The sequence below is a fragment of the Streptomyces sp. SID3212 genome (assembly GCF_009865405.1).
Lineage (GTDB): Bacteria > Actinomycetota > Actinomycetes > Streptomycetales > Streptomycetaceae > Streptomyces.
This window is the reverse complement of sequence record NZ_WWJY01001247.1, coordinates 1-5,644: the sequence shown is the minus strand read 5'-3', so window position 1 is coordinate 5,644 and position 5,644 is coordinate 1. Positions and strand designations below refer to the sequence as shown.

Genomic DNA, 5,644 nt, shown 5'->3' with positions numbered 1-5,644 from the left:
CGGCGACCGCGGCCGCCGACGTGTCCCCGTCGGGGCCCGGCTGCCAGCCGCCCTCCAGCGCCCGGCGCGCGATGTTGGGACCGCTGGCGATCCGCTCCACGCAGCCGCGCCCGCCGCACGGGCAGAGGTCGCCGTCCAGGTCCACGCTGATGTGGCCGATGTGGCCGGAGTTGCCGGTGGGCCCCGGGTGGAGCGTGCCGCCGAGGACGAGCCCGCCGCCCACCCCGGTCGAGACCACCATGCACAGCGCGTTGTCGTAGCCGCGGGCCGCGCCCTGCCAGTGCTCCGCCGCGGTCATGGCGACCCCGTCGCCGACCAGCGTCACCGGCAGGCCGCCGGTCGCTTCCCGCACCCGCTCCACCAGCGGGAACCCGCGCCAGCCCGGCACGTTGACCGGGCTGACCGTACCGGCCGAGGCGTCCACAGGACCCGCGCTGCCGATGCCGATCGCCGTGGCCCCCGGCCAGAGCGGCGAGGCCGCGACCTCCGCGAGGACCTCCCCGACGGCACGCATGACACTTTCGCCGTCCTCCCGCGCGGGGGTCGGCCGCTGTGCCCGTACGAGGATCCTGCCGTTGCCGTCGACCAACGCGCCGGCGATCTTGGTGCCGCCGATGTCGAGTGCGGCAACGCGGTCGATATGCATCGGTGTCGGATCTCCAGGGGACGAGGTATCCCCGCCCGTGCGGGGAATGACCGGACCTGCGCTTCGATGAACAGTCTCTATTCACCTGACAACGTTGTCCAGGGCCTATGCTCGTCGCCACAGCCTTGAATGGCAAACCGGCGGCAATATCCGCAGGGAACCCGGATCCGCCCCGGTGTACGCGGAGATGTGTATACGCGTACGCACTCGCACCCGGACGACGACAGGACAGCGCACTGTGGCCGACACCTCCCGCCGCCCCGAGAACCGCTACGGCAATCGGCCCACCATGAAAGACGTCGCCGCGCGCGCCGGGGTGGGACTCAAGACGGTGTCCCGGGTGGTGAACGGCGAGCCGGGGGTGACCCCGGACACCGAAAGGCGGGTGCAGGAATCCATCGACGCGCTGGGATTCCGGCGCAACGATTCGGCCCGTGTCCTGCGTAAAGGGCGTACGGCGAGTATCGGTCTGGTCCTGGAGGATTTGGCCGACCCGTTCTACGGTCCGCTGAACCGCGCCGTGGAAGAGGTGGCCCGCGCGCACGGCGCGCTGCTCATCAACGGGTCCAGCGCCGAGGATCCGGACCGTGAGCAGGAGTTGGTGCTGGCGCTGTGCGCGCGCCGGGTGGACGGGCTGATCGTGATCCCCGCCGGTGACGACCACCGCTATCTGGAGCCGGAGATCAAGGCCGGGGTCGCGACGGTCTTCGTGGACCGGCCCGCCGGGCGCATCGACGCGGACGTGATCCTCTCCGACAGCTTCGGCGGCGCCCGCTCGGGCGCCGCGCACCTGATCGGGCACGGCCACCGCCGTATCGGCTTCATCGGTGACCAGCCGCGGATCCACACGGCGATCGAGCGGCTGCGCGGGTACCGCACCGCCATGGCGGACGCGGGGCTCGCCATCCACGACGACTGGGTGGCGCTCGGCACGACCGCGCCCGACCGGGTACGGGACGCGGTGGCCGCGATGCTCGGGGGGCCCGAGCCGGTTACGGCGATCCTCACGGGCAACAACCGGGTGACGGTGACGGCGGTACGGGTCCTGGCCGCGCACCACCGGCCGGTCGCGCTCGTCGGTTTCGACGACATCGAGCTGGCCGATCTGCTGGAGCCGGGGGTCACGGTCATCGCGCAGGACGCGGCGACCCTGGGCCGTACGGCCGCCGAGCGGCTCTTCCAGCGCCTCGACGGGGCGGCCGACGCCCCGTCGAGGGTGGTGCTGCCGACCCGGCTGATCGCCCGGGGCTCGGGCGAGATCCCGCCGCCGGCGGACCGCTAGCCGGGACGGTCAGGACTCGCGTGCGCCCGGTTCAGAGGGCGCCGGCCGTGCGGCGGGCGGGCGTCAGCGCCTCCAGGTCCTGACGGGTCAGGCCGGTGAGGAGGGTGACCTCGTCGTCGTCCACGGCGCCGCAGTCCAGGCCGCGCAGGAGATAGCCGCTGAGCGCCCTGGCTGTGGCCGGTTCGTCGAGCACGGAGCCGCCCGCCCTGGTGACGTACGCGACCAGCCGGGCCGCGGCGGCGGCCATGCCCTCGCGGTAGAAGGCGTAGACGGCGGCGTAGCGGGTCGGGAGCTGGGCCGGGTGCATGTCCCAGCCCTGGTAGTAGGCGCGGGCGAGGGCCCGCCGGGTGAGGCCGTAGTGCAGCCGCCAGGCGTCGTGGACCTGGGCGGTGGGGCCGACCGGGAGCACGTTGGTCGAGCCGTCGCAGACCCGTACGCCGGTGCCGGCCGCGGCGACCTGCATCACGGCCTTGGCGTGGTCGGCGGCGGGGTGGTCGCTCGCCTGGTAGGCGGCGCTGACGCCGACACAGGCGCTGTAGTCGAAGGTGCCGTAGTGCAGCCCGGTGGCGCGCCCGCCGGCGGCGTCGATCATCCGGGCCACGGTCGCGGTGCCGTCGGCGGCGAGGATGGACTGGCTGGTCTCGATCTGGATCTCGAAGCCGAGCCGCCCCGGGGGCAGGCCGCGGGCCTCCTCGAACGCCTCGGCGATCCGGACCATCGCCTCGATCTGCTCCGGGTAGGTGACCTTGGGCAGGGTCAGCACCAGCCCGTCGGGCAGGCCGCCCGCGTCCATCAGTCCGCTGAGGAAGATGTCGAGGGTACGGATCCCCCGGTCGCGTACGGCTTCCTCCAGGCACTTCATCCGGATGCCCGTGTACGGGGCGGCGGTGCCGTCGGCGTGGGCCGCGTGGACCAACCGGGCGGCGCGGGCCGCGTGTGCGTCCTCGTCGGCGTCCGGGTGCGGGCCGTAGCCGTCCTCGAAGTCGATCCGCAGGTCCTCCACGGGTTCGCGCGCCAGCTTGGCCCGTACGCGCTCGTGCACCGGCCCCGCCAGCTCGTCGGGGAGGCCGAGGACGGCGGCCAGCGCGGCGGCGTCCGGGGCGTGTTCGTCGAGGGCGGCGAGGGCCTGCTCGCCCCAGGAGCGGACGGTGCCGGCGGTGAAGGCGTCGGCGGGGACGTAGACGGTGTGGACGGGCTGTCTGGTCCCGGGGTCGCCGGGGTAGCGGCGGGCGAGGTCCGCGTCGACCGGGGCGAGGCGCGCGGCGATGTCCTCGCCGACCGCGCTCGCCAGGCTGGTGGTCACCGTCTCCTGCTGTGCCATCCGCGTACCTTCCTCATGCCCGTCCCGTACGGGTCGCCCGTACAGCCATCCAACTTTTCCGCTCTACGGAATCAACATTCCGTTGAAAGGAAGTTCACCGAAGTTAATCGGCGCGGCCGAGCCCCGTCAACGGTGTCCCGCCAGCCACACGAATGACGCAGGGCCACACGGTGGCGCGACCGCGTGGCCCTGGATCGAAGACGTCCGGCGGGTGTCAGCCCTTGCGGGCCTTGACCTCCTCGGTCAGCTTCGGCACGACGTCGAACAGGTCACCGACGATGCCGTAGTCGACCAGGTCGAAGATCGGTGCCTCGGCGTCCTTGTTGATGGCGACGATGGTCTTGGAGGTCTGCATGCCCGCGCGGTGCTGGATGGCACCGGAGATGCCGGAGGCGATGTAGAGCTGCGGGGAGACCGACTTGCCGGTCTGGCCGACCTGGTTGGCGTGCGGGTACCAGCCGGCGTCCACGGCGGCGCGGGAGGCGCCGACCGCCGCGCCCAGGGAGTCGGCGAGGGCCTCGATGACGGCGAAGTTCTCGGCGCCGTTCACGCCGCGCCCGCCGGAGACCACGATCGCGGCCTCGGTCAGCTCCGGGCGGCCCGTCGACTCGCGGGGGGAGCGCGAGACGATCTTCGTGCCGGTGGACCTCTCGCCGAAGGTGACGGCCAGCGTCTCGACGGCGCCCGCCGCCGGCGCGGCCTCGACGGGGGCGGAGTTCGGCTTGACGGTGATGACCGGGGTGCCCCGGGAGACGCGCGTCTTCGTCGTGAAGGCGGCGGCGAAGACCGACTGGGTGGCGACGGGGCCTTCCGGGCCCGCCTCCAGGTCGACGGCGTCGGTGAGCAGACCGGAGCCGATACGGACCGCCAGGCGGGCGGCGATCTCCTTCGCCTCGGCCGACGACGGCAGGAGCACCGCGGCGGGCGAGACTGCGTCGTGGGCGGCCTGGAGGGCGTCGACCTTGGGGACGACGAGGTAGTCGGCGAACTCGGGCGCGTCGGCCGTCAGCACCTTCACCGCGCCGTGCTCGGCCAGGACGGCCGCGGTGGCCTCGGCACCCGCGCCGAGGGCGACGGCGACGGGCTCGCCCAGGCGGCGGGCCAGGGTCAGCAGTTCCAGGGTGGGCTTGCGGACGGCGCCGTCCACGTGGTCGACATAGACGAGAACTTCAGCCATGGTGCGGGTCTCCTGCGCGTGCGAGGTGGCGAGAATGATGGGGTGGGTGACCGGGGCCCGGCCGGCTTCCGGCACGGCCCGCGGCCCCTGGGCGGGTCAGATGAACTTGCGCTCCGCGAGGAACGCGGCCAGCTGCTTGCCGCCCTCGCCCTCGTCCTTGACGACCGTGCCCGCCGTGCGGGCCGGGCGCTGGGTGGCCCCGTCGACCACGGTCCAGGCACCCGCCAGGCCGACGTCGCCGGGCTCGATGTCCAGGTCCTCCAGGTCGAAGGACTGCACGGGCTTCTTCTTCGCCGCCATGATCCCCTTGAAGGACGGGTAGCGGGCCTCGCCCGACTGGTCCGTCACCGACACGACGGCCGGCAGGGACGCCTCCAGCAGCTCGCTCGCGGTGTCGCCGTCCCGGCGGCCCTTGACCTGGCCGCCGCCCACGGACACCTCGGAGAGCAGCGTGACCTGCGGGACCCCGAGCCGCTCCGCGAGGATCGCGGGCAGTACGCCCATCGTGCCGTCCGTCGAGGCCATCCCGCAGATGACCAGGTCGTAGCCGGTCTTCTCGATGGCCTTGGCGAGGACCAGCGACGTACCGAGGACGTCCGTGCCGTGCAGCGCGTCGTCCTCCACGTGGACCGCCTTGTCGGCGCCCATCGACAGCGCCTTGCGCAGCGCGTCCTTGGCGTCCTCGGGGCCGACGGTCAGCACCGTGATCTCCGCGTCGTCCGCTTCGCCGGCGATCTGGAGCGCCTGCTCCACCGCGTACTCGTCGAGCTCCGACAGCAGGCCGTCCACGTCGTCCCGGTCCAGAGTCAGGTCATCGGCGAAATGCCGGTCTCCGGTGGCGTCGGGCACGTACTTCACACAGACAACGATCCTCAGGCTCACGCCGGCTCTCCTACCGCATCGTCATTTCTGGGCTGCCTTGTTGCACGCAGCATAGGCGCCTTATGGGACGGTTTCCGGTCCGGAGACCGGCGCACCGGAGTAAATATTACTCGTCAGTACATCCAGAGCCTGCCCACTGAGCAAGCGCTTTGCACTGTGACCTTCCCGACGCACCTCAGAAGATGCCCGCGGACACGCCCAGGGGGCTCTCGGCGTGCTCTCAGTCGCGCAGGGTGTTGAAGCGCCCCTGGTGGTAGACGAGGGGCCGACCGGCGCCCGCCGGGTCGCCGACGACGGCCTGGGCCACCACGATGCGGTGGTCGCCGGCCGGGACGC

General features: G+C 72.5%; 6 protein-coding genes. 1 reads left to right on the top strand and 5 read right to left on the bottom strand.

Features of this window, described 5'->3' with window-relative positions; translation table 11 throughout:
- Nucleotides 1-646: ROK family protein (locus GT042_RS37585; protein ID WP_161313152.1), on the bottom strand; the 646-nt coding region annotated here is incomplete at its 3' end.
- A gap of 238 nt (nucleotides 647-884) precedes the next feature.
- Here GT042_RS37585 and GT042_RS37580 point away from each other — a divergent pair.
- The gene (locus GT042_RS37580) at nucleotides 885-1,928 is read left to right on the top strand and encodes a LacI family DNA-binding transcriptional regulator (protein WP_161313151.1); all 1,044 of its coding nucleotides are present in this window, start codon (nucleotides 885-887) and stop codon (nucleotides 1,926-1,928) included.
- Nucleotides 1,929-1,959: 31 nt separating this feature from the next.
- Here GT042_RS37580 and GT042_RS37575 read toward each other — a convergent pair whose 3' ends face one another.
- From GT042_RS37575 to GT042_RS37560, 4 genes are all read right to left on the bottom strand, one after another.
- Complete coding sequence (locus GT042_RS37575) at nucleotides 1,960-3,249, bottom strand: aldolase/citrate lyase family protein (protein WP_161313150.1); 1,290 nt, start codon at nucleotides 3,247-3,249, stop codon at nucleotides 1,960-1,962.
- A 214-nt stretch (nucleotides 3,250-3,463) separates the two neighbouring features.
- Nucleotides 3,464-4,426: an electron transfer flavoprotein subunit alpha/FixB family protein gene (locus GT042_RS37570; RefSeq protein ID WP_161313149.1), complete on the bottom strand. Its 963-nt coding sequence runs from the start codon at nucleotides 4,424-4,426 to the stop codon at nucleotides 3,464-3,466.
- A gap of 96 nt (nucleotides 4,427-4,522) precedes the next feature.
- On the bottom strand, nucleotides 4,523-5,308 hold the full coding sequence (locus GT042_RS37565) for an electron transfer flavoprotein subunit beta/FixA family protein (protein WP_161313148.1): 786 nt from the start codon (nucleotides 5,306-5,308) through the stop codon (nucleotides 4,523-4,525).
- A 220-nt stretch (nucleotides 5,309-5,528) separates the two neighbouring features.
- On the bottom strand, nucleotides 5,529-5,644 hold a 116-nt coding region (locus GT042_RS37560), incomplete at its 5' end, for a flavin reductase family protein (protein ID WP_161313147.1).

Excerpts from the sequence above, each read along its gene's own strand:
- GT042_RS37570 (WP_161313149.1), bottom strand. The coding sequence starts at position 4,426 with ATGGCTGAAGTTCTCGTCTATGTCGACCACGTGGACGGCGCCGTCCGC.
- GT042_RS37575 (WP_161313150.1), bottom strand. The coding sequence starts at position 3,249 with ATGGCACAGCAGGAGACGGTGACCACCAGCCTGGCGAGCGCGGTCGGC.